Annotated in this window: 19 protein-coding genes and 1 riboswitch; of the genes, 7 read left to right on the forward strand and 12 right to left on the reverse strand. The window is 69.9% G+C overall.

All coding sequences use genetic code 11. From position 1 onward, the window contains the following. Positions 1-91: 91 nt before the first annotated feature. Together IGS69_RS08800 and IGS69_RS08805 are read left to right on the forward strand one after the other, a co-directional pair. Positions 92-1,507, forward strand: coding sequence for an SLC13 family permease (locus IGS69_RS08800; protein ID WP_190898154.1), 1,416 nt, complete (start codon positions 92-94; stop codon positions 1,505-1,507). Positions 1,508-1,516: 9 nt separating this feature from the next. Beyond that, on the forward strand, positions 1,517-2,710 hold the full coding sequence (locus IGS69_RS08805; protein WP_190898155.1) for a glycerate kinase: 1,194 nt from the start codon (positions 1,517-1,519) through the stop codon (positions 2,708-2,710). On the opposite strand, the gene IGS69_RS08810 is transcribed toward IGS69_RS08805, so the two are convergent. The 6 genes from IGS69_RS08810 to ctaE form a co-directional block, all read right to left on the reverse strand. Beyond that, positions 2,665-4,047, reverse strand: a complete 1,383-nt coding sequence (locus tag IGS69_RS08810; RefSeq protein ID WP_190898157.1) for an aminotransferase class V-fold PLP-dependent enzyme — start codon at positions 4,045-4,047, stop codon at positions 2,665-2,667. The two genes, IGS69_RS08805 and IGS69_RS08810, sit on opposite strands and share 46 nt — an antisense overlap. Before the next feature lie 179 nt (positions 4,048-4,226). Next, a riboswitch (SAM riboswitch) is annotated at positions 4,227-4,343 on the reverse strand. 76 nt (positions 4,344-4,419) lie between these two features. After that, a complete protein-coding gene (gene trpD / locus IGS69_RS08815; RefSeq protein ID WP_190898158.1) occupies positions 4,420-5,484 on the reverse strand; it encodes an anthranilate phosphoribosyltransferase in 1,065 nt (354 codons plus the stop codon). Between the two features lie 162 nt (positions 5,485-5,646). Then, complete coding sequence (gene qcrB / locus IGS69_RS08820) at positions 5,647-7,269, reverse strand: cytochrome bc1 complex cytochrome b subunit (protein ID WP_190898159.1); 1,623 nt, start codon at positions 7,267-7,269, stop codon at positions 5,647-5,649. Continuing rightward, positions 7,266-8,339 (reverse strand): cytochrome bc1 complex Rieske iron-sulfur subunit, encoded by a 1,074-nt coding sequence (gene qcrA, locus IGS69_RS08825; protein WP_190898160.1) that lies wholly within the window; start codon positions 8,337-8,339, stop codon positions 7,266-7,268. The genes qcrB and qcrA overlap by 4 nt, the downstream gene beginning before the upstream one ends. Further along, positions 8,336-9,148, reverse strand: coding sequence for a cytochrome bc1 complex diheme cytochrome c subunit (gene qcrC / locus IGS69_RS08830; protein ID WP_190898161.1), 813 nt, complete (start codon positions 9,146-9,148; stop codon positions 8,336-8,338). The genes qcrA and qcrC overlap by 4 nt, the downstream gene beginning before the upstream one ends. Before the next feature lie 81 nt (positions 9,149-9,229). Further along, positions 9,230-9,850: an aa3-type cytochrome oxidase subunit III gene (gene ctaE / locus IGS69_RS08835; RefSeq protein ID WP_033312739.1), complete on the reverse strand. Its 621-nt coding sequence runs from the start codon at positions 9,848-9,850 to the stop codon at positions 9,230-9,232. 145 nt (positions 9,851-9,995) lie between these two features. On the opposite strand from ctaE, the gene IGS69_RS08840 reads away from it, so the two are divergent. Then, complete coding sequence (locus IGS69_RS08840) at positions 9,996-10,397, forward strand: response regulator transcription factor (RefSeq protein ID WP_190898163.1); 402 nt, start codon at positions 9,996-9,998, stop codon at positions 10,395-10,397. Here the strand turns inward: IGS69_RS08840 and IGS69_RS08845 are convergent. The 4 genes from IGS69_RS08845 to ctaC all read right to left on the reverse strand — a co-directional run bounded on the left by IGS69_RS08845 (position 10,394) and on the right by ctaC (position 14,872). Then, positions 10,394-11,647, reverse strand: a complete 1,254-nt coding sequence (locus IGS69_RS08845; protein ID WP_190898164.1) for a L,D-transpeptidase — start codon at positions 11,645-11,647, stop codon at positions 10,394-10,396. The two genes, IGS69_RS08840 and IGS69_RS08845, sit on opposite strands and share 4 nt — an antisense overlap. 131 nt (positions 11,648-11,778) lie before the next feature. Further along, complete coding sequence (locus tag IGS69_RS08850; RefSeq protein WP_190898165.1) at positions 11,779-12,177, reverse strand: cytochrome c oxidase subunit 4; 399 nt, start codon at positions 12,175-12,177, stop codon at positions 11,779-11,781. After that, positions 12,174-13,910 carry an aa3-type cytochrome oxidase subunit I gene (gene ctaD / locus IGS69_RS08855; RefSeq protein ID WP_190898166.1) on the reverse strand — a complete coding sequence of 579 codons (1,737 nt, stop codon included), beginning with the start codon at positions 13,908-13,910 and terminating at the stop codon, positions 12,174-12,176. The genes IGS69_RS08850 and ctaD overlap by 4 nt, the downstream gene beginning before the upstream one ends. Continuing rightward, positions 13,907-14,872, reverse strand: coding sequence for an aa3-type cytochrome oxidase subunit II (ctaC, locus tag IGS69_RS08860; protein WP_190898168.1), 966 nt, complete (start codon positions 14,870-14,872; stop codon positions 13,907-13,909). The genes ctaD and ctaC overlap by 4 nt, the downstream gene beginning before the upstream one ends. Positions 14,873-15,159: 287 nt before the next feature. On the opposite strand from ctaC, the gene IGS69_RS08865 reads away from it, so the two are divergent. Continuing rightward, positions 15,160-16,539: a cysteine desulfurase/sulfurtransferase TusA family protein gene (locus tag IGS69_RS08865; protein WP_190898169.1), complete on the forward strand. Its 1,380-nt coding sequence runs from the start codon at positions 15,160-15,162 to the stop codon at positions 16,537-16,539. Between the two features lie 56 nt (positions 16,540-16,595). On the opposite strand, the gene IGS69_RS08870 is transcribed toward IGS69_RS08865, so the two are convergent. Then, positions 16,596-17,570 (reverse strand): carbohydrate kinase family protein, encoded by a 975-nt coding sequence (locus tag IGS69_RS08870; RefSeq protein WP_190898170.1) that lies wholly within the window; start codon positions 17,568-17,570, stop codon positions 16,596-16,598. Between the two features lie 131 nt (positions 17,571-17,701). Here IGS69_RS08870 and IGS69_RS08875 point away from each other — a divergent pair, with 131 nt between their 5' ends. Beyond that, entirely contained in the window at positions 17,702-17,908 is a 207-nt protein-coding gene (locus tag IGS69_RS08875; RefSeq protein ID WP_030837540.1) for a hypothetical protein, read from the forward strand. Positions 17,909-18,054: 146 nt separating this feature from the next. Further along, a complete protein-coding gene (locus IGS69_RS08880; RefSeq protein WP_190898171.1) occupies positions 18,055-19,914 on the forward strand; it encodes a hypothetical protein in 1,860 nt (619 codons plus the stop codon). An 89-nt stretch (positions 19,915-20,003) separates the two neighbouring features. On the opposite strand, the gene IGS69_RS08885 is transcribed toward IGS69_RS08880, so the two are convergent. Further along, positions 20,004-20,360: a HesB/IscA family protein gene (locus IGS69_RS08885; protein WP_031109243.1), complete on the reverse strand. Its 357-nt coding sequence runs from the start codon at positions 20,358-20,360 to the stop codon at positions 20,004-20,006. Between the two features lie 282 nt (positions 20,361-20,642). On the opposite strand from IGS69_RS08885, the gene nadA reads away from it, so the two are divergent. Then, positions 20,643-21,827, forward strand: coding sequence for a quinolinate synthase NadA (gene nadA / locus IGS69_RS08890; RefSeq protein WP_190898173.1), 1,185 nt, complete (start codon positions 20,643-20,645; stop codon positions 21,825-21,827). The last annotated feature ends 13 nt before the right edge of the window (positions 21,828-21,840 follow it).

The raw sequence follows: 21,840 nt of genomic DNA on the forward strand, positions 1-21,840 counted from the left end.
GGGGTCTGCTCTCTTCCCCTGGGCGCCGCGGTGAAAGTTCCTTCATGTCGGGCTCATCGATGACTCACGGCCTTCGCGAATCCTCGATGGCGTGACCCTGAATCCGCGCTTCACCACGGCCCTGTGCGTCGCGCTGTCGCTGTGCGCGCTCCTGGCCGTCCCCGCGAACTTCCCGGGACTCGGCGGCGACGCGCGGCTCACGCTCGTCGTGTTCGTCCTCGCGGCCTGCGCCTGGATCGGCACGCCGATCGACGACACGTACATCGCGCTCGGCGCCGGGCTCGCGCTCACGGTGACCGGGGTGATCAGCAGCGACACCCTGTTCGGCACGCTCGGTGACGCCACGGTGTGGCTGCTGATCTGCGCGTTCGTGCTCGCGGCCGCGGTGAGCCGGACCGGGCTCGCGGGACGGTCGGCGGTGTTCCTGGTGAGCGGGGCGCGCACCGTCCGGCAGCTGGTGCACCTGACGACCGCCGCCCTGGTCGTCACGGCGTTCGCGGTGCCCGCCACCTCCGGCCGGGCCGCGCTGGCGCTGCCGGTGTTCCTCGCCCTCGCCAAGGTCCTCGCCGACCGGAAGCGACTGGTGGTGATGCTGGCCCTGCTGTTCCCGACGGTGATCCTGCTGTCGGCGGTGGCGACGCTGATCGGCGCGGGAGCCCATCTGATCACGGTGTCGGTGCTGTGGGAGACGACCGGACAGCACATCGGCTTCACGCAATGGCTGCTGCTGGGCCTGCCCCTGGCCGTGGCCTCCTCCCACCTGGCCGCGGAGCTGGTCCTGCTGACGACGACCCGGCGCTCGGACCGCACCGGCCCCGTCCACATCACCCCCGAGCAGATCCAGCGGCACAGCGAACAGCCGGTCACCGGCGCCTGGAGCCTGGCCGAGAAGCGGTGCGTCCTGCTGCTGGCCACCGTGATCGCCCTGTGGTGCAGCGAGCCGCTGCACGGCGTGCCGCCGGCCCTGGTCGCGCTGATCGGCGCCGTCATCGCCGCCTCGCCCGCCCTCGGCACCGTGCGCCTGAAGGACGCGCTGAAGACCGTCCCCTGGTCGCTGCTGCTGTTCATGGCCGCGACGATGGCGATGGGGGTCGCGCTCGCCGACTCGGGAGCGGCGCGGTGGCTGGTCTCCGGGCTGCCGGCCAGCGTGTCCCCGATGGTGTTCCTGGCGATCGTGATCACCGTCAGCACGGCGGCCCACCTGGTCCTGCAGTCCCGCTCGGCCCGCTCGTCGGTGCTGGTTCCGCTGGTCGTGGCCGCCTCCGCCGGCGTGGGGGTCAACCCGGTCGCCGCCGCCCTCGCCTCAACCGCCGCCGCGGGCTTCTGCCACACCCTGCCCGCCTCGGCCAAGCCGGTCGCGCTCTTCGCGCAGCTCCCCGGCACCCCCACCTACACCCCGCGCGACCTGCTGAGGCTGTCCGGCTTCCTGGCGCCGCTGACCGCCGTACTCGTCCTGTTCTTCGCCGTAGCGGTGTGGCCGCTACTCGGCGTCTCCGTCACCCGCTGAGGAGCTCTCATGCTGAACCGTGTCGTCGTGGCCCCCTGCGGCTTCAAGGAGTCCCTGTCCGCCGAGGCCGCCGCCGACGCCATCGCGGCCGGCGTGCGCCGGGTCCTGCCCGCCGCCGAGATCGACCTCGTCCCGCTGGTGGACGGCGGTGAGGGCACGGCGGTCGCCCTGGCCGCCGCGACCGGGGGGCGGATCGTCACGACCGCGGCGACCGGCCCGGTCGGGGCGACCATCGCCACGCACTTCGCCCTCCTCGGCGACGGGGACACCGCGGTGGTGGAGATGGCGGCGGTCGCGGGCCTCTCCCTCGTCCCGCGCGGCCTGCGCGACCCGGGCACCACGACCACGTACGGCGTCGGCGAGCTGATCCGCGCCGCCCTCGACACGGGGGTCCGGCGGATCCTCGTCGGCTGCGGCGACTCGGGCACCTCTGACGGGGGCGCCGGAGCCCTCCAGGCGCTCGGGGCGCGGCTGCTGGACGCGCGGGGGCGTGAACTCCCCCGCGGCGGCCGGGAGCTGACGCGCCTGCACCGCGTCGACCCCACCGGTCTGGATCCCCGGCTCACACAGGTGGAGCTGCTCGTCGCGTGCAACCCGTACAACGTGCTGTGCGGCGAGCGGGGCGTGGCACGGGTCTTCGGCCCGCAGAAGGGCGCGACGCCCGCGCAGGTGGAAGAGCTGTCGGCGGCTCTGGAGAACTGGGCCTTCGTCCTCACCCGCGATGCCGCGGTACCGGACGGCGACCTGCGCTCCGGGCCCGGTACGGGAGCCTCCGGCGGCATGGGGGCCGGTCTGGCCGCCCTGGGCGCCCGGCTGCTCCCCCGCTTCGACGTGCTGCTGGGCCACCTCGAACTGGACGCCCGGCTGGCCGGCGCCGACCTGGTCGTCACCGCCGAGGGCGCGCTGGACCACCAGACGCCCCGCGGCAAGGTTCCCGCCGAGGTGGCCCGCCGCGCCAAGCTCCACGGCCGTCCCGTCCTGGCCCTGGCCGGCACGCTCGGCGAGGGCGCGGGCGAGGTGCCGGGCGTGGACGCCTGCCATGGCATCCTGCCCGCCCCGATGGAGTTGGCCGAGGCCCTGCTGCGCGCGAGCGAACTCCTCACGGACGCCACCGAACGCGCCCTGCGGATGATCGTCCTGGGCACCCGGCTGCCGGTTCAGGCGGAGGTGTCCGGCACGCAGCGCCCGTCCTCCGTGCGGTAGTTCCACTTCGCCCCGTCCGCCACGAGTTCCTTCACGGCCCGCACGAACCGCTTCACGTGCTCGTCCGGCGTGCCCGCGCCGAAGCTGACCCGGATCGCGTTGAGCGACTTCTCCCCGGGCGCGGCTTCCGGCGCCCCGCACTCCCCTTGCGCCTGCGGGTCGCTGCCGAGCAGGGTGCGCAGCAGCGGGTGGGCGCAGAACAGCCCGTCCCGCACGCCGATGCCGTACTCGGCGGACAGGGCCGCGGCGAAGTGGGAGCTGTTCCAGCCCTCGACGACGAAGGAGAGCACCCCGACCCGCGGCGCCTCGTCACCGAAGAGGGAAAGGAACCGCACCTCGGGGACGTCGGCCAGTCCGTCGCGCACCGCGCGGACCAGGTGCTGCTCACGGGCGACGAGGGTGTCGAATCCGGCCTCGGTCAGCGCCTTGCAGGCCGACGCGAGGGCGTAGGCGCCGATGACGTTGGGCGACCCGGCCTCGTGGCGGGCGGCGCTGTCGTGCCACTCGACGTCCACGCCCCCGTCCTCCCGCCGGCCGACCTTGCGGCTGGCGCCGCCGCCCGCGAGGTACGGCTCGGCCGCGCGCAGCCAGTCGGCCCGCCCGGCCAGGACACCCGAGCCGAAGGGCGCGTACAGCTTGTGCCCGGAGAAGGCGACCCAGTCGACGTCGAGGTCTGCGACGGACACCTGGTGGTGCGGGGCCAGCTGCGCGGCGTCCAGCACGATGCGCGCGCCGTGGGCGTGCGCGGCCTCCGTGAGCTCCTGTACGGGCCACAGCTCACCGGTGACGTTCGAGGCGCCGGTGACGCACACGAGGGCCGGTCCGTGGCCCGCCTCGTTCGGCACAGTGCGGTCGGCGAGGGCGCGCTCCAGGGTCTCGACGGCCTCGCGGGGACTGCGCGGGGCGTCGAGGTAGGTGACCCGGGCGCCGCGCCACGGCAGCAGCGAGGCGTGGTGCTCGGTCTCGAAGACGTAGACCCGGCAGTCGGCGGGGAGCGCGGCGGCGAGGAGGTTGAGGGAGTCGGTGGTCGACCGGGTGAACACGACCTGGTCGCCCTCGCGGCAGTCGAGGAACTCCGCGACGGTCCGGCGGGCGTTCTCGAACAGGTCGGTGGAGAGCTGGGAGAGGTACCCGGCGCCGCGGTGGACGCTGCCGTAGTACGGCGCGTAGGCGGCGACGTCGTCCCAGACCCGCTGGAGCGCCGGGGCGCTGGCGGCGTAGTCGAGGGCGGCGTAGGTGACCTCGCCGCCGGTCACGAGCGGCACGGTGACATCCCGGCCCAGAACGGGCAGCGGGGCACAAACGGACGGGGCGGCGGCAAGGGTGGAGACAGACATGGCGGAACTCCCGTGAAGGCAGATGGAATCCACCCGCGAGCCGGTACGGCTGCAAGCGGGGGTGAAGGAAAGAGGGATGCGGAGGCGGGGCTCTGCGGCCCTATCGCATTCGCTGATTCACGGGAGAGCTCCTCGACGACCAGGACCCCTGGCCCCACACTTTTCAAAAGCGTGCGAGGGGTCCGCGCTTGCCGCAGACCTCGCTGCCTGCGGCCCGGTCTTCACCCGGGGCACCCCGCCACGGACGGAGGGTTGCCGGACAGTCGGCCGGGGCCTCATGACTGTCACTCATGACCTGCTCAGAAACGTACGCGAAAAGATCGGCGCCCCGCAACCCGAGTCCGGATCGCGGGACGCCGTACGGGCGGGTTCCTACTTGTTGCTGGCGGCCACCCAGCGCTCCAGCGTGCGCTTCGCCGCGCCCGAGTCGATCGACTCGGCCGCCTTCGCCATCCCGGCGCGGATCTGCTCGGCCAGCGGCGCTTCCGTCGGCTCCAGGGCCACCAGGGCCGCAGCCGAGTTCAGCACCACCGCGTCCCGCACCGGCCCCGTCTCCCCGTCCAGGAGCCGCCGCGCGACCTCGGCGTTGTAGGAGGCGTCCGCGCCGCGCAGCGCCTCCACGGGGACCAGTTCCAGGCCCACGTCGCGAGGGTCGAAGGCCTCCTCGGTCACCTCGCCGCCCCGGACGATCCAGACCCGGGAGGTGGCCGTGGTGGTCAGCTCGTCCAGGCCGTCGTCGCCCCGGAAGACCAGGGAGGAGTTGCCGCGCTCGGCGAAGACGCCCGCGACGATCGGTGCCATGCGCGGATCCGCCACACCGACGGCCTGGGCGCGGACCCGGGCCGGGTTGGTGAGCGGGCCGAGGGCGTTGAACACCGTGCGGATGCCCAACTGGCCGCGGGCGGCGCCCGCGTGCCGCAGCGCCGGGTGGAACTTCACCGCGAAGCAGAAGGTGATCCCGGCCTCCTCGGCGACCTCCGGGACCCGGCGCAGGGGCAGCTCCAGGTTGACGCCGAGCTTCTCCAGCACGTCGGAGGCCCCGGACGCGGAGGACGCGGCGCGGTTGCCGTGCTTGACGACCTTCGCGCCGGTGCCGGCGACGACGATCGAGGACATCGTGGAGATGTTGACCGTCTTCGCGCCGTCACCGCCCGTGCCGACGATGTCGACCGTCGCCCCGGGCACCTCGATGACGTTGGCGTGCTCGTACATCGTGCGGACGAGGCCGTTGATCTCCTCGACGGTCTCGCCCTTGGCGCGCAGGGCGACGACGAACCCGGCGATCTGCGCGTCGGTCGCCTCGCCGCGCATGATCCGGTCCATCGCCCAGGCAGTGTCGTCCGCGCTCAGGTGCCTGCCGTCCAGCAGGCCGTTCAGCAGCAGGGGCCAGGAGCGGCCCGCCGCGGTGTCGCCTCCAGCGGGGGTCACAGCGCTCATAAGCCGCTCCAGGGTCAGGCGTCCCGCACTGCGGGACGAGAGTCTCAACGGGTCCACCCTATCCAGCCGCGAACACGGCGAAGGGCCCCGTCCGGCTGGGCCCCCTGCTCTTTCGAGCTCGGGGGGCGGACGGGGCCCTTCTGTGGCGTGGCGAAGCAGTGATCAGTGGTGGCCGTGGCCGCTCGTGATCTCCCGGTACTCCTCGGCGGTGGGCTTCGGGATCTGGGCACCCTCGCCGAAGTAAGCGTCGCTGAGCTTGGCGCGCAGCTTCTCGGTGCCCTTCACCTTGCGCTCGACACCGTTCTCGTCGACCGTCGGGCCGATCTCGGCCGGCTTGTACTGCTCGTGCGCCGTGAGCGTGTACATCTGCTCCTGGCTGAGCGGCTCGTGCACCTCGATGAACTCACCGTGCGGCAGGCGCTTGATGATGCCCGACTCGCGGCCGTGCAGCACCTTCTCCTTGTCCCGGCGCTGCAGGCCGAGGCAGATGCGCTTGGTGACGACGAAGGCGATGACCGGTCCGAGGAAGAACCCGATCCGGACGAACCAGGTGACCGAGTTGATCGACAGATGGAAGTGCGTGGCGACGATGTCGTTGCCACCGCCGATCAGCATGATGATGTAGCCGGTCACCCACGCGACACCGACACCGGTACGGGTCGGGTTGTTGCGCGGACGGTCCAGGATGTGGTGCTCGCGCTTGTCCCCGGTGACCCACGACTCGATGAACGGGTACAGGGCGATGATCGCGAGGAACACACCGAAGAGCACCAGCGGGATGAACACGCCCAGGACGAGCGTGTGACCCCAGAAGTTGATCTCCCAGCCGGGCATCGCGCGGATGAGGCCCTCGGCGAAGCCCATGTACCAGTCGGGCTGGGCACCGGTCGACACCTGGTCGGGCCGGTAGGGGCCCAGGACCCAGATCGGGTTGATCGTCGCGATGCCGGCAAGGGCCGCGATGACACCGAAGACCAGGAAGAAGAAGCCTCCGGCCTTGGCCATGTAGACCGGCAGCAGCGGCATGCCGACGACGTTCTTGTTGGTCCGGCCCGGACCCGCGAACTGGGTGTGCTTGTGGTAGAAGACCAGGATCAGGTGGCCGACCACGAGCCCGAGCATGATGCCCGGCAGCAGCAGGATGTGGATCGAGTAGAACCGGGCGACGAAGTCGGTACCCGGGAACTCCCCGCCGAACAGGAACATCGAGATGTACGTGCCCACGATCGGCACGGACAGGATCGCGCCCTGCGTGAAGCGGACACCGGTGCCGGAGAGCAGGTCGTCCGGGAGCGAGTAGCCGGTGAAGCCGGTGAACATGCCCAGGACGAACAGCAGGAAGCCGAACAGCCAGTTGATCTCGCGCGGCTTGCGGAACGCGCCGGTGAAGAAGACGCGCATCATGTGCACGAACATGCCGGCGAGGAAGATGATCGCCGCCCAGTGGTGGATCTGCCGGATGAGCAGACCGCCGCGGACGTCGAAGCTGATGTCCAGCGTGGAGGCGAACGCCTCCGACATCAGCTGCCCCTGGAGCGGGACGTAACTGCCGTGGTACTCCACCTCGTTCATCGACGGGTGGAAGAACAGCGTCAGGTACACACCCGTGAGGATGATGATGATGAAGCTGTAGAGGCAGATCTCACCGAGCATGAAGGACCAGTGGTCCGGGAAGATCTTGCGCATGTTGGCCTTGGCCAGGGAGTAGATCCCGAGGCGGCCGTCGGCCCAGTCGGCGACCCGCTCACCCGCGGGCGCCTTGCGGCGTGTCTGTGCAGTGCTCATCCGCGCTCCCAGAAAGCAGGGCCGACGGGCTCTTCGAAGTCGCCGAGCGCCTCGAGGTAGCCCTCGTCGTTCACGCCGATGCGGAGCTGCGGCAGGGCGTGACCGGCGGGACCGAAAATCACTCGGGCACCGTCGGCGAGGTCGAAGGTGGACTGGTGGCACGGGCAGAGCACGTGGTGCGTCTGCTGCTCGTACAGGGAGATCGGGCAACCGACGTGGGTGCAGATCTTCGAGTACGCGACGATGCCCTGGTGCGACCACTCGAGCTCGCGCTTGTCCTTGATGTTCTCCGGCTGGATCCGGACGATCATCAGGGCGGCCTTGGCGATCTCGTTCTGGAAGTCGTGGTCGTGCTCCTCCAGGCCCTCGGGCTTGGCGAAGGTCAGCGAACCGACCACGACGTCGGACGGACGCAGCGGCTCGTTCGTGTTCATGTTGACGAGCAGCTTGCCCTTGGACCACAGCGTGTGGCGGAGCTTGGTGCCCGGCAGCGGGCCGAGGTCGCGCAGCAGCACGACGCCGGAGAGCGGCACCAGCGTGAGCGCGCCGAGCATCGTGTTGCGGATCAGCCTGCGGCGGCCGAGCGCCGACTCCTTGGCGCCCTGCTTGAAGTCCGCGAAGACCTTCTCGCGGACCTCGGGCGGCGCCTCGATCGGGTGGCGCTCGTCGGCGACCTCCACGTCGGACATCAGGGTGCGCGCCCAGTGGACGGCGCCCGCGCCGATGCAGAACAGCGCGATGCCGAGCGTCATGCCCAGTGCGAAGTTCAGCGCGCTGATGTGACCGAGCGGGAAGATGAAGACCGACTTGTCGACCGGGATCGCCACGAAGGAGGCGATGAAGCCGACCGTCGCCAGCATCGACAGGGTGAACAGGAAGGCGACCGAGCGCTCGGACCGCTTGGCGGCCCGCTCGTCGACGTCCTGGACCCGGTGCTCGTGGGGAGGCAGACCCGGGTCGGCGAACGGGTTCTTGTCGTCCGCGACGCTCACCGCGCCGTGCCCGTGCTCGTCATGGCCTGCGGACTGCGCGGCAGGCAGGTTCTCTTCTGGAATGTCTTGGCTACTCATGACTTCTTGGCCTTTGCGGTCCGGGCGGCGACCCACACGGCGACGGCGATCAGACCGCCGAGACCGAAGATCCAGCCGAACAGGCCCTCGCTGACCGGCCCGAGGCCACCCAGTTCGAGGCCGCCGGGGCTCTCGGTCTTTTCGCTGTTGACCGCGTCGAGGTACGCGATGATGTCCTTCTTGTTCTTCTCCGACAGCGTGGTGTCGGGGAAGGACGGCATGTTCTGCGGGCCGGTCTGCATGGCCTCGTAGATGTGCTTCGGGGAGACGCCCTCGAGGCTCGGCGCGTACTTGCCGTGCGTCAGCGCGCCGCCCTTGCCGGTGAAGTTGTGGCACTGCGCGCAGTTGTTGCGGAACAGCTCACCGCCCTTGGCGATGTCGGCACCCTCGGGGCTGTACTGCTCCTCCGTCGGGATCGACGGACCGGCGCCCAGCGAGGCGATGTACGCCGCGAGCTGGTCGATCTCGGCCTGCGAGTAGATGTTCTTCTTCTTCGGGACCTGGGGGCCCTGGGAGGTGGCGGCCGGCATCCGGCCGGTGCCCACCTGGAAGTCGACGGCCGCGGCGCCCACACCCACCAGGCTCGGCCCGTCGGAGGTGCCCTGACCGCCGGTGCCGTGGCAACTGGCGCAGCCGACGGCGTAGAGCTTCTTGCCCTCCTCGATGGTGAGGGACTGGGCGGTTTCGTCGGCCTGCGCCTGGTCCGCGGGTGCGAACACGGCGTACAGCCCCCCGGTGCATGCCAGCGCGAGGAGTAGGACGACGAGCGCCGCCAGCGGGTGGCGTCGTCGTGCGGAGAGCTTTTTCACGGATTACCCCGGTGTCAGGATCTTCTGCGTCGATGCTTCTGGGATGCGCGCTTCGTCGAGCACGCGCGGATGCGGGCCCTGCTACTTGATCATGTAGATCGTGGCGAAGAGACCGATCCAGACGACATCGACGAAGTGCCAGTAATAGGACACGACGATCGCGGCCGTCGCCTGCTCGTGGGTGAACCTCCGCGCCGCGTAGGTCCGTCCCAGGACCAGCAGGAAGGCGATGAGACCGCCCGTCACGTGCAGGCCGTGGAAGCCGGTGGTCAGGTAGAACACCGAGCCGTACGGGTCGGAGGACAGGGACAGGCCCGCCTCCTTGACCAGCTCCGTGTACTCGAAGACCTGACCGCCGATGAAGATCGCACCCATCACGAACGTGACGATGAACCACATCCGCAGCTTCTTCACGTCACCGCGCTCGGCGGCGAAGACGCCGAGCTGGCAGGTGAGCGAGGAGAGCACCAGGATGGTGGTGTTCGTCGCCGAGAACGGGAAGTTGAGATGGGCGGCCATCTCCTTCCAGTGATCGGGACCCGTCACCGATCGCAGGGTGAAGTACATCGCGAAGAGGGCCGCGAAGAACATCAGCTCGGAACTCAGCCAGATGATGGTTCCGACGCTGGTGAGGTTCGGCCGATTGACCGACGGGTGCGCGTGCCCGGTTTCTACTGTCGTTGCTGTCGCCACGACCGACATTATGTCGGTCGCTTATCCCGCCCTCACTCCGGGGGGTGCCGTTCGGAGTGTCTTCCCCGGTCGTACCGGTGTTGACGTGGTGTTCAAGGGAGTAGCATCCGGCCCAACGGGCCTGTCCTTACGACGCTGACGTCACGGAGGAACAATGCAGCCGACCGCCACGGTGCTGGTCTACAGCGACGACTCCAACACCCGCGAGCAGGTGCGGCTCGCCACGGGACGGAGGCCGGCTCCGGACGTCCCCGTGGTGGAGTTCCTGGAGTGTGCGACTCCGGACGCGGTGCTGCGGGAGCTGGACCGGGGCGGGATCGACGTCTGTGTGCTGGACGGCGAGGCCGTGCCGATGGGGGGCATGGGCGTCTGCCGGCAGATCAAGGACGAGGTGTTCGACTGCCCGCCGGTGCTGCTGCTGATCGGGCGGCCCCAGGACGCGTGGCTGGCGACCTGGAGCCGGGCGGAGGCGGCCGTGACCCTGCCGGTGGAGCCGGTGGAGTTCGCCTCCGCGCTGGCCTCTCTGCTGCGGGACAAGGCGGCTTTGAACGCCTAGACGCTCTGCGGCCTCAGGCGGGCCCTGTCGGCCTGTGTCGGGCCATCCGGGGTGCCGCCGACGAGGGCGCTTCCGGTGCGCCACTTCGCCCAGTCGAGGTTCCAGTCGCCGTAGCCGTTGCCGAAGGGGGCCATCATGTCGCCGCCGGAGTTCACGACCTTGACGATGTCGCCCTCGCGGACGGTGTCGTAGAACCAGGCGGCGTTCTCGGTGCTCATGCCGGTGCAGCCGTGGCTGACGTTGGCGTAGCCCTGGGAGCCGACGGACCAGGGGGCGGCGTGGACGTACTCGCCGCTGTTGGTGACCCGGACCGAGTGGTGCACGATCAGGTCGTAGAAGTCCGAGGCGCCGATGCTGGCGCTGGTCATGCGGACGGTGCCCTCCTTGGCCAGGACGACCTTGACGCCGTTGCGGGTGTCGTAGCCGGGCATGCCCGTGGTGACGGGTATCTGCCGGACGACCTCGTCGTTCTTGTAGACGGTCATCTGGTGGGCGGAGGCGTCCGTGACGGCGACGAGCTTGTCCGCGGTGGTGATGGTCAGCGGCTTGGCCTTGCCGCCCCACATGCGGTCGCCGATCTTGATGCCGTCCAGGTTGCTGCGGACCTGGACGGTCGCCTGGGCGGGCCAGTAGTCCTTCGGGCGGTAGTGAAGCTTCTTGTCGTCCACCCAGTGCCAGGCGCCGTCCGTGGCGGGCGTGGAGGAGACCTTGAGGGCGCGTTCCACGACGGCCCGCTGGGCCGTGTCCTTGACGGGCTGGCTCAGTTCGGCCGTGACGGGCTGGCCGACGCCGTAGGTGCCCGTCTTGGGGCCGAAGGTGACGTCCAGGCGCTTCTTGGTGGTGGGCTTGCCGGTGTCGAAGGTGACGACCTTGCGGCCGGGCGCCCCGTCCTCGTCCTCGGTGCTCACCCGAACCGTGTAGCTGGCGTTGGCGGCGAGCGGGGTGGTGCTGTGCCAGCGGCTGCCGTCGGCGGCGAGTTCGCCCGCCACGTAGCGTCCTGAGGCGTCGTGGGCCGTGACGTCCGTGATGCGCCCGTCGGAGTCCTCGACGACTTCCAGCGGCTTGTCCGGGTCGGCCTTCTTGCGGTCGCCGTCGGGGGCGTTGAAGGAGATCTGGTCCGCCGCGTCGTAGGGGCGGGCCGCGAGCGGGTTGCCGTCCGAGCCGCAGGCGGTGACGCCCGCGCAGAGGGCGGTCACCAGCAGCGTGCAGCTGACGGCGGTGCGGGGGCGGGATATCGCTGTCTGGCTCATGAGCTCACGCTAGGAAGCCGGGTCAACGGCGGCACGCCGAGCGACCCGTACGAGTGACATGCGTTGGGGCAGAAAGCGGAGGCCCGGACACTCCTCTCGGAGTGTCCGGGCCCCTGGGCGCTCGGCGTGTGTTACTGGGTGCGGTTCTCACCGCGGTAGTACTCGAAGACCCAGCCCCAGATGCCGATCAGGATGATCGGCAGCGAGAAGTACATCAGCCACCAGCCGATGGCCACGGACAGGAAGGCGAGGGCGCCTCCGATGCCCAGGGAGAGCGGCTGCCAGCTGTGCGGGCTGAAGAACCCGACCTCGCCGGCGTCGTCCGCGACGTCCGCCTCCTTGTCGTCCTGCGCACCGGCGTCCACCCGCTTGGCCGTGAAGCCCAGGTAGAAGCCGATCATGATGCACAGGCCGAAGGCCAGGAAGAGGGCCGTGGTACCGGCCGGCTCCTTCGACCACACGCCATAGACCACAGCCATGGCGAGGACGAAGACGCTCAGCCACATGAACATCTTGCCCTGGATCTTCACTTGCCGGCCTCCTTGCCACCAGCGATGGCCTTCTCGCCGTGACCGGCGTTCTCGAGCTGGTCGATAGCCGCGATCTCCGGGTGGTGCAGATCGAACGCCGGCGATTCACTGCGGATCCGCGGCATGGTGATGAAGTTGTGGCGCGGCGGCGGGCAGGAGGTCGCCCACTCCAGGGAGCGGCCGTAGCCCCACGGGTCGTCGACGCCGACCGGCTTGCCGTACTTGGCCGTCTTCCACACGTTGTAGAAGAACGGCAGGATCGACATGCCGAGCAGGAACGAGCTGATCGTCGAGATCGTGTTCAGCGCGGTGAAGCCGTCGGCCGCCAGGTAGTCGGCGTAACGACGCGGCATGCCCTCGGCGCCCAGCCAGTGCTGGACGAGGAACGTGCCGTGGAAGCCGATGAACAGCGTCCAGAAGGTGATCTTGCCGAGGCGCTCGTCCAGCATCTTGCCGGTCCACTTCGGCCACCAGAAGTGGAAGCCGGAGAACATCGCGAACACCACGGTGCCGAAGACGACGTAGTGGAAGTGCGCCACCACGAAGTAGGAGTCGGAGACGTGGAAGTCCATCGGCGGCGAGGCCAGGATGACGCCGGTCAGACCACCGAAGGTGAAGGTGATCAGGAAGCCGGTCGCCCAGAGCATCGGTGTCTCGAAGGACAACGAGCCCTTCCACATCGTTCCGATCCAGTTGAAGAACTTCACACCGGTCGGTACGGCGATGAGGAACGTCATGAAGGAGAAGAACGGCAGCAGCACACCGCCGGTGACGTACATGTGGTGCGCCCACACCGTCACGGACAGACCCGCGATCGCGATGGTCGCGCCGATCAGACCCGTGTAACCGAACATCGGCTTACGGGAGAAGACCGGGATGACCTCGGAGATGATGCCGAAGAACGGCAGGGCGATGATGTACACCTCTGGGTGGCCGAAGAACCAGAAGAGGTGCTGCCACAGCAGCGCGCCGCCGTTGGCGGAGTCGAAGATGTGGGCGCCGAACTTGCGGTCCGCCTCCAGGGCGAACAGGGCCGCGGCCAGGACCGGGAAGGCGAGCAGGACCAGGACACCGGTCAGCAGCACGTTCCACACGAAGATCGGCATGCGGAACATCGTCATGCCGGGGGCGCGCATGCAGATGATCGTGGTGATGAAGTTGACCGAGCCGAGGATCGTGCCGAAGCCGGAGAAGGCCAGACCCATGATCCACATGTCGGCGCCGATGCCCGGGGAGCGGACCGCGTCCGAGAGCGGGCTGTAGGCGAACCAGCCGAAGTCGGCCGCGCCCTGCGGGGTGAGGAAGCCAGCCACCGCGATGAGCGAGCCGAACAGGTACAGCCAGTAGGCGAACATGTTCAGCCGCGGGAACGCCACGTCGGGCGCGCCGATCTGCAGCGGCATGATCCAGTTCGCGAAACCGGCGAACAGCGGCGTCGCGAACATCAGCAGCATGATCGTGCCGTGCATCGTGAACGCCTGGTTGAACTGCTCGTTCGACATGATCTGCAGACCCGGACGGGCCAGCTCGGCGCGCATGATCAGCGCCATCACGCCGCCGATGACGAAGAACGCGAAAGACGTGGCGAGGTACAGCGTGCCGATCGTCTTGTGGTCCGTCGTCGTCAGCCACTTGACCACGACACTGCCGCGGTTCTGGCGCCTGACCGGCAGCTCGTCCTGGTAGTGGGACCCTGCTGCCGCGGCACCCTGAGGTTCGTTGAGGATGCTCACAGGATGTTCGACCTTCGGTTCTTCTCGGGGCCCGCCTGCTCGATACCGGCAGGAACGTAACCGTTCTGCTGCTTGTCCACGAGGTCCTTGAGGTGCTGCTCGTAGCGCTCGGGGGAGACGACCTTCACGTTGAACAGCATCCGGGAGTGGTCGACGCCGCAGAGCTCGGCGCACTTGCCCAGGAAGGTGCCCTCCTTGTTGGGGGTCACCTCGAAGGCGTTGGTGTGGCCCGGGATGACGTCCTGCTTCATCAGGAACGGCACCACCCAGAAGGAGTGGATGACGTCACGCGAGGTGAGGATGAAGCGGACGGTCTTGCCCTTGGGCAGCCACAGGGTCGGGCCCGGGTTGTTGGTCTGAGGGTTCCGCGTGCCGGGGGTGCCGCAGTCGTAGACGCCGCCGGCGTTGGCCGGGAAGTCATCCTTGAAGCGGTCCGGGATCGCGTCCAGGTCCTTGGCGGTCTTGGCGTCCCCGGTGGAACCGCCGACCGGCTCGATGTAGTTGAAGCACCAGCTCCACTGGAAGCCGACCACGTTGACCGTGACGTCGGGCTTCTTCTTGAAGCTGAGCAGCTCGGACTCGTCACGGGCGGTGAAGTAGAACAGCACCGAGACGATGATGAGCGGAACCACGGTGTACAGCGCCTCGATGGGCATGTTGTACCGGGTCTGCGGAGGAACTTCGACCTTGGTGCGGCTGCGCCGGTGGAAGAAAGCACTCCACAGGATCAGACCCCACACCAGCACGCCGACGGCGAGCGCAGCCGCCCAGGAACCCTGCCACAGGGAGAGGATCCGCGGAGCCTCTTCCGTGGTCGGGGTGGGCATACCAAGGCGGGGGAAGTCTTCCCAGTTGTACGAGCAACCGGTGGCTGTCGCCAAGACCAGGCCCGCGGTCAGTGCCTGCAGCAGCTTCCGCCGCATCGGGCGCCGCGGCGAGCGGTCGGAGCCGTTGGGACTCACGTAGCGCCTTCCCGAGAGTCTCGCCCGCGCGGATCGGCTGCGGCCTGGCCTTCTCGCTGGTCGGTCGCGGCCCTGCGTCGGGCAGGGGTTTGGATGTTTATGCGGACCAAACCCTAGCCGACGCCCTCCGGGGGTTCTCGGGGAGGGGTGCCTACTCACTCGGGTGGTTCGCTGATTTGGCGGCTGCGGGTCGTTTGTGGTTGTTCGCGCCCCGCGGCGGAGCCGCGGATGTCACCGCCCGCGCCCCTTTGGGGACGTCTTCGTGCTGGGCGTTCTAGCGTTGGCGTGTGGGTTACTTCGATGCTGCTTCCGCCGTTCCGCTTCATCCGATCGCCCGGCAGGCGCTGCTGGCCTCGTTGGACGAGGGGTGGGCGGATCCCGCGCGTCTGTACAGGGAGGGTCGGAGGGCCCGGGTGCTGCTGGACGCGGCGCGGGAGGCCGCCGCCGAGGCGGTGGGGTGCCGGCCGGACGAACTTGCCTTCACCTCGTCCGGAACCCGTGCCGTCCACACGGGGATTGCCGGGGCGCTGGCCGGGCGGAGGCGGACCGGGCGTCACCTGATCGTGTCCGCGGTCGAACACTCCTCTGTACTGCATTCGGCGGAGCTGCTGGAGGCGGCCGGGGGGAGCGTCACCCAGGTCGCGGTGGACCGCACCGGGTTGGTGGACCCGGCGGCCTACGGCGACGCCCTGCGCGAGGACACCGCGCTGGCGTGTCTGCAGTCCGCCAATCACGAGGTCGGGACCGAGCAGCCGGTCGCGGCGGTGGCCGAGGTGTGCCGGGCGGCCGGCGTGCCGTTGCTGGTGGACGCGGCGCAGTCGCTGGGGTGGGGGCCGGTGGACGGGGGCTGGTCGCTGCTGACGGCCAGTGCCCACAAGTGGGGCGGGCCGTCCGGGGTCGGGCTGCTCGTGGTCCGCAAGGGCGCGCGGTTCGCGGCGCAAGGGCCGGTGGACGAGCGGGAGTCGGGCCGGGCGCCCGGTTTCGAGAACATCCCGGCGATCGTGGCGGCGGCCGCGTCGCTGCGGGCGGTGCGAGCCGAGGCGGCCGAGGAGGCCGCGCGCCTGCGGGAGCTGACGGACCGGATCCGGGCGCGGGTGCCGCGGCTGGTGCCCGACGTCGAGGTGGTGGGCCATCCGGTGCGCCGGCTGCCCGGGGTCGTCACCTTCTCCTGTCTCTATGTCGACGGTGAGGCGCTGCTGCACGAGCTGGACCGGGAGGGTTTCTCGGTTTCGTCCGGATCGTCCTGCACGAGCAGCACGCTGACGCCCAGCCATGTGCTGCGGGCGATGGGCGTGCTGAGTGAGGGAAATGTGCGGGTTTCGCTGCCTCCCGGAACGGCCGAGGAGGAGGTGGAGAGGTTCCTGGAGGTGCTCCCCCGGGCGGTGACGGCGGTGCGGGAGAAGCTGGGGGCGCCGGTCTCGGAGACGGTGGTGCGGGAGGCCGACGTGCTTGTCGTGGACTCCCTGGGCAAGAGGTGCCCGATCCCGGTCATCGAACTCGCGAAGGTCATCGGTGACGTGCCCGTGGGCGGCCTGGTCCGGGTCCTGTCGGACGACGAGGCGGCCCGCCTGGACATCCCGGCGTGGTGCGAGATGCGGGGCCAGGAGTACGTGGGCGAGGAGCCGGCGGACCAAGGAACCTCCTACTTGATCCGCCGGGCGAGCTGAGTCACTCAGGCGCGCGGGGAACTGCGCGCATCACCCCCACGCACGCGCAGCCGAACTCAGGCCAGATGCCCCCGGACTTCTCGGGCCGCCTCGTCCCCGTACGCCTTGGTGAACCGCTCCATGAAGTGCCCGCGCCGCAGCTGGTACTCCTGCGTGCCCACCGTCTCGATGACGAGGGTCGCCAGCATGCAACCGACCTGGGCGGCGCGCTCCAGGGAGACGCCCCAGGCCAGGCCGGACATGAAGCCCGCGCGGAAGGCGTCGCCGACGCCCGTCGGGTCGGCCTTGCGCTCCTCGTCCGGCGTGCCGACCTCGATCGGGTCCTCGCCGGCCCGCTCGATGCGTACGCCGCGCGCGCCGAGCGTGGTCACCCGGTGGCCCACGCGGGACAGGATCTCCGCGTCGCTCCAGCCGGTCTTGGTCTCGATGAGGCCCTTCTCGTACTCGTTGGAGAAGAGGTACGTCGCCCCGTCCAGCAGGATGCGGATCTCCTCGCCGTCCATCCGGGCGATCTGCTGGGAGAAGTCGGCGGCGAACGGGATGGACCGGGAGCGGCACTCCTCGGTGTGGCGGAGCATGGCCTCCGGGTCGTCGGCGCCGATGGAGACCAGGTCGAGACCGCCGACGCGGTCGGCGACGGTCTTCAGCTCGATGAGGCGGGCCTCGCTCATGGCGCCGGTGTAGAAGGAGCCGATCTGGTTGTGGTCGGCGTCGGTCGTGCACACGAAGCGGGCGGTGTGCAGCGTGTCGGAGATGCGGACGGAGTCGGTGTCGACGCCGTGCCGCTCCAGCCAGGCCCGGTACTCGTCGAAGTCCGCGCCCGCGGCACCGACCAGGATCGGCCGGGTGCCGAGCTGTCCCATGCCGAACGCGATGTTCGCGGCGACGCCGCCGCGGCGGACGTCGAGCTGGTCGACCAGGAACGACAGCGAGACCGTGTGCAGCTGGTCCGCTACGAACTGGTCGGCGAAGCGACCGGGGAAGGTCATGAGGTGGTCGGTGGCGATGGAGCCGGAGACTGCGATGCGCACGGCGTGGACTCTCCTGAGGGAGGCGAACCTTGACGGTTCACGCTATCGGGTGGGCGGGCGGCTCTGAAGGCATCGAAACTACCCGATAGTAGATCTTTCTCGGTGACCTCGACCGTGCATACGGTGCCGGTATGACGAACCTCAAGGTCCACGCCCCTGTTCCCGTCGATCTGGAGGGTGACCTGGCCTCGCTGCCGGGCGACGGGGCGCGGATGGCTCCGCACTGGGCGGTCCCCCGGATCGCTTCGCGGCCGGTCTCCCCGGCTCTGATCCACGGCGTGTCGGTACCCCCGGCGTCGGCGCGGCTGCTCGACGCCATGGAGGACTACGGGGACTGAACGGCGCACTCGCGGGAACCGTGTGCTCCCTCGCTGCGTCCCATCGCTGTCCCCCGTAAAGGGGAGGCGGGATACGACCCACCAGCGGGCCCGTAGGTGACGGGCCGGGTCCCATGGGACAGCTGTGCAGCCGAAGGAGCGATGCGGTGAACACCGAGCGACCCGACAACGACGACGACGTCAGGGAAGCGGGCGCCGGCGCCGGCGCCCCGGAGGTCGAGGAGCCGGGTACGGCGGACGCCGGAACCCCGGCGCAGACGGGGGAGTCGCCGGAGGCCGCTGAGCCCCACGAGGCCGAAGAGAACGAAGAGACCGAAGAGGCGGAAGAGGCTGAAGCCACCGCCGAGGCTCCGGACGCTTCCGAGGTACCGGAGGCACCGGGTGAGGACGCGCAGACCGCCGACGTGAAGGCGGCCGAGGGCGAGGAAACCGCCGAGACGGCCGACGACGAGTCGGCGGCTGCGACGACCCCGGAACCGGCCGGCGACCTCCCCCGCGATGAACACGACCTGCGCAACGAACACGACGAACGCGACGTACCCGACTCACGCGACGACGAGGACCTGGTCGGCCACGGCGGTGGCCGCCCCCGTACGCCCGCGATCATCGCCTCCGTCGCCGCCGCCGTGCTGCTGATCGGCGGCGGCGGGGCCTGGCTCGCCTCCAACGCCTCGAGCGGGTCGGGCGGCGGTACGACCTCCGGCGCGCCCGGCGGGGACGACACTCCCCCGCCGCTCGCGCTCGACGGCTACTCGGAGTCCACGGCGGGCGGCGGCAACGGCATCGCGCCCGGCGAGCCCAACCCCTACGGCGCCACCTACCGGGTCGGCGGCCCCCTGCCGGACGGCCCCGGCAAGGCGCCGGTGTACCGGGCGCAGGGCGAGGTCACCAAGGAGGACGTGGCCCGGCTGGCGAAGGCCCTCGGGGTCGAGGGGGCGCCGGTGGCGCAGGGCGAGGCCTGGAAGATCGGGGGCCAGGACGGGTCGGGGCCGAGCCTCCAGGTGAACCGGCAGGCGCCGGGCTCCTGGACGTTCAGCCGGTACGCCCCGGGCACCGACAACTGCAAGGGCACCGACACCTGCACCGCCCCCCGGTCCGGTGGCACACCGGTGAGCGAGGAGGAGGCCGAGAAGGCCGCGGCGCCCGTGCTGAAGGCGGTGGGTCAGGACGACGCGAAGCGCGACGCGAGCCAGGTCATGGGGGCTCAGCGGGTGGTGAACGCCGCTCCCGAGGTGGGCGGACTGCCCACGCACGGCTGGACGACCGGGATCAACGTCGGCCCCGACGGCGAGGTCGTCGGCGGCAGCGGACAGCTGAAGACGCCGGTGAAGGGCGACACGTACCCGGTGGTCAGCGCCGAGAAGGCGCTGGAGCTGATGAACGGGCAGCCGAAGAACGACCACCGGATGGGCATCGGCGGCTGCGCCAGTCCGGTGCCGCTGACGGACCGGCAGGAGCAGCCCTGTGAGCAGCCGTCGGGCGGTACCTCCGGGCAGGACACGGTGACGGTCGAGAGCGCGGTGTTCGGGCTGGCCGCGCACGTCGTGGACGGGCGGCAGGCGCTGGTGCCGTCCTGGCTGTTCGAGGTGACGGCGCCGGGCGCGCAGGACCCGTTCACGGTGACGTACCCGGCGGTGGAGCCGAAGTACCTGGCCTCCCCCGAGCCGAGCGAGCCGAGTGACCAGCCGACCTCGGCTCCCGGGCCGCGCGAGGTGAAGGTGGACGGCTACCGGGCGGAGGGCGCGGAGCTGACGGTGACCTTCACGGGCGGGGTGTGCGCCGACTACGACGTGAAGGCGAGCGAGAAGGGCGACGAGGTGACGGTCTCCGTGACGTCGACCCCGTGGCCGGACAAGGTCTGCATCATGATCGCCAAGCAGTTCCAGAAGACCGTGCAGCTGGACGAGCCGCTCGGTGACCGGGCCGTGGTGAACACGGACGGCATGGCGGTGCCGCTGGCCAAGGAGGGCGCGCGGCTGCCGGCTCCCCCGACGCGGGAGCGGTAGGAGCGTCCACGCAGCGCGAAGGCGGCGGCCCCGTCGGAGGGGGCCGCCGCCTTCGTCGTGTCCGCGGCCGCCGGAGCGGCTCGGCAGGCTCAGCTGAAGGAGTCGCCGCAGGCGCAGGAGCCCGTCGCGTTCGGGTTGTCGATCGTGAAGCCCTGCTTCTCGATGGTGTCCACGAAGTCGATCGTGGCACCGCCCAGGTACGGGGCGCTCATGCGGTCGGTGACCACCTTCACACCGCCGAAGTCCTTCTCGACGTCGCCGTCGAGGGCGCGCTCGTCGAAGAAGAGCTGGTAGCGCAGGCCGGAGCAGCCGCCGGGCTGGACGGCGACACGCAGCGCGAGGTCTTCGCGGCCTTCCTGGTCGAGCAGCGCCTTGACCTTGGACGCGGCGGCGTCGGTCAGGATGATGCCGTCGGTGACGGTGCTGGTCTCGTCCGATACGGACATCTACATCTCTCCCGGGTTGTACGGAGACTGCTTGCCGACGGTTGCAACCGGCGGGGCCGCGGATTCATTCCGGGCCGGGCGCTCGATCTCGGCTCCTTTTCATGCTCGCACACGCACCCGGAACCGGAAAACGGCTCTTTCCGGGTCTTCCCGGGAATGAACGGGGGCCCACCGGGATTCACGTCACACAGACGCTATGGCCATCGTCAAAGTGACGTGAAGCGGTTATGATAGATAGCGTCAAATCGACGAAAAGTCGCAGAAACAGAAAGGGTGCGTGTCGTGACCACCGCCCAGACCCAGGAGCTCGACGTACAGCCGACGCCCCTCGCCCTGCTGCTCCTCGGCCGTGAGGCCGACCCGAAGAGCGAGCGCGGTGTGGAGTGTCCCGGCGACCTGCCCTCGCCGTCCGACCCGGACCTGGTGGAGCGTGCCCGCAAGGCGAAGGAGAAGCTCGGGGACAAGGTCTTCGTCCTCGGCCACCACTACCAGCGCGACGAGGTCATCCAGTTCGCCGACGTGACCGGCGACTCGTTCAAGCTGGCCCGTGACGCGGCCGCCCGCCCGGAGGCCGAGTACATCGTGTTCTGCGGCGTGCACTTCATGGCGGAGTCGGCGGACATCCTGACGTCCGGCGACCAGAAGGTCGTCCTGCCCGACCTCGCCGCCGGCTGCTCGATGGCCGACATGGCGACGGCCGAGCAGGTCGCCGAGTGCTGGGACGTGCTGACCGAGGCCGGGATAGCCGAGCAGGTCGTGCCCGTCTCGTACATGAACTCCTCCGCCGACATCAAGGCGTTCACCGGCAAGCACGGCGGCACGATCTGCACCTCGTCCAACGCCAAGCGTGCCCTGGACTGGGCCTTCGAGCAGGGCGAGAAGGTGCTGTTCCTGCCCGACCAGCACCTCGGGCGCAACACCGCGGTCCGCGACATGGGCATGTCCCTGGAGGACTGCGTCGTCTACAACCCGCACAAGCCGAACGGCGGCCTGACCGCCGACGAACTGCGCGCGGCGAAGATGATCCTGTGGCGCGGCCACTGCTCGGTGCACGGCCGCTTCAGCCTGGACTCGGTGAACGACGTGCGCGAGCGCATCCCCGGCGTGAACGTCCTGGTCCACCCCGAGTGCAAGCACGAGGTCGTGGCCGCGGCGGACTACGTCGGCTCGACGGAGTACATCATCAAGGCCCTGGAGGCCGCGCCGGCCGGATCCAAGTGGGCCATCGGCACGGAGCTGAACCTGGTCCGCCGCCTGGCGAACCGTTTCGCGCCCGAGGGCAAGGAGATCGTCTTCCTCGACAAGACGGTCTGCTTCTGCTCGACCATGAACCGCATCGACCTCCCCCACCTGGTCTGGACCCTGGAGTCCCTGGCCGAGGGCAACCTCGTCAACCGCATCGAGGTGGACAAGGAGACGGAGGCCTTCGCGAAGCTGGCCCTGGAGCGGATGCTGGCGCTGCCGTAGGTCTCGCAGCCCC

It is taken from the genome of Streptomyces tuirus, from assembly GCF_014701095.1.
Classification (GTDB): domain Bacteria; phylum Actinomycetota; class Actinomycetes; order Streptomycetales; family Streptomycetaceae; genus Streptomyces; species Streptomyces tuirus.

Bases quoted from the DNA above. Each gene is read 5' to 3' on its own strand.
- IGS69_RS08805 (WP_190898155.1), top strand. From the start codon at position 1,517: ATGCTGAACCGTGTCGTCGTGGCCCCCTGCGGCTTCAAGGAGTCCCTG.
- IGS69_RS08810 (WP_190898157.1), bottom strand. From the start codon at position 4,047: ATGTCTGTCTCCACCCTTGCCGCCGCCCCGTCCGTTTGTGCCCCGCTG.
- trpD (WP_190898158.1), bottom strand. From the start codon at position 5,484: ATGAGCGCTGTGACCCCCGCTGGAGGCGACACCGCGGCGGGCCGCTCC.
- qcrB (WP_190898159.1), bottom strand. From the start codon at position 7,269: ATGAGCACTGCACAGACACGCCGCAAGGCGCCCGCGGGTGAGCGGGTC.
- qcrA (WP_190898160.1), bottom strand. From the start codon at position 8,339: ATGAGTAGCCAAGACATTCCAGAAGAGAACCTGCCTGCCGCGCAGTCC.
- ctaE (WP_033312739.1), bottom strand. From the start codon at position 9,850: ATGTCGGTCGTGGCGACAGCAACGACAGTAGAAACCGGGCACGCGCAC.
- IGS69_RS08840 (WP_190898163.1), top strand. From the start codon at position 9,996: ATGCAGCCGACCGCCACGGTGCTGGTCTACAGCGACGACTCCAACACC.
- IGS69_RS08845 (WP_190898164.1), bottom strand. From the start codon at position 11,647: ATGAGCCAGACAGCGATATCCCGCCCCCGCACCGCCGTCAGCTGCACG.
- IGS69_RS08875 (WP_030837540.1), top strand. From the start codon at position 17,702: ATGACGAACCTCAAGGTCCACGCCCCTGTTCCCGTCGATCTGGAGGGT.
- IGS69_RS08885 (WP_031109243.1), bottom strand. From the start codon at position 20,360: ATGTCCGTATCGGACGAGACCAGCACCGTCACCGACGGCATCATCCTG.